General features: G+C 45.2%; 1 pseudogene. It reads right to left on the reverse strand.

The window, feature by feature from the left end:
* Positions 1–2 precede the first annotated feature (2 nt).
* Positions 3–1,085 (reverse strand): annotated as a pseudogene (locus JZI27_RS24895) (IS4 family transposase); the annotation flags it as partial.

Consider the following 1,085-nt stretch of genomic DNA (forward strand, 5'->3'; position numbering starts at 1 on the left):
ACTCAACTTTCGCAGCTCAAATTAGGTAGGTAACCCTGATATAGCTGGGTAAACCCATGATCCATTGTTGGAGTTGCGTTTTAATCAGTTTTGTGATCTTCTTGTTTGCCTTTTGAGCAATGTCCTCGATGAGATCAATGAGTTGCTTTAAAGCAACTGCCCAATCAAGTTGGCTTACTTCATCGCATAGAAGATGGAATAACCCGCCCAGTGTGCGTTGATCGGTGCTTTGCCTATGCTGCCATGCCAGCAGAATGTAACGAGAGAAGACAATCGTTGTATGACTGATCAGCAGATCATATGATCTGCCCTGGAACTCTTTTTGTAACCGCAATAGTGATTTGGCACACTTAAAGAAAACCTCAATATCCCAGCGGATACTGTAGATTTTGATAATCTCTTCTTCCGTTAGTGAGCAATCCGTACTCAATATAGCGAGCCATTCCTTTTTGTTTGAGCGGTGGCGCACGAACACCATGATGACAGGAATACCCGGAGACAATTCTGTGTGAATGGAACGCAGTATGCCTTTCTTTTTTCCTTGTATAGGTGTTGCCGCGAAATAAAGTTCCTGTAACGACAGGCGATGTTGACCAACAAGGTAGCGTTTGTTGTCTGCTTTGACCATTCCGATTACGTCCAAATCTCGCGCACGAACCGATTGAATTAAGGGGGCGTGCGTAAACCAACTGTCCATAAGCACGTAAGAGGCGCTCATACCTGATTGAATAGCTCGATCAATCATGGCAGGAATGACTTCCGGGGCAGGCAACAGCGCTTCTAATCGACGCTTATAGCCCGACGTTCGCTTGTCGATTCCCTCCATCATTCCGTTGATTTGAGATTTTAGAGAAGCGAGTAAAGAAAAATCTACCGGAATAAACGTGTGACCGTCTGACCATCCCAGCGTGAGCATGCGAAAGCCTTTGTAATAGCAACCTGTCGCATGATCTTTGAATCGAGACAGCATCTCGACAGCCTTACTACGGTTGCGTTCAAACATAGAATCGTCGACTACAAAAACCGATACACGATTTATTGATGTGAGGGCTTGCACTTTGTCAATGGTGGTGCAACTGAGTAGT

Source organism: Brevibacillus sp. AY1 (assembly GCF_029870785.1).
In the GTDB taxonomy this organism is placed as follows: domain Bacteria; phylum Bacillota; class Bacilli; order Brevibacillales; family Brevibacillaceae; genus Brevibacillus; species Brevibacillus invocatus.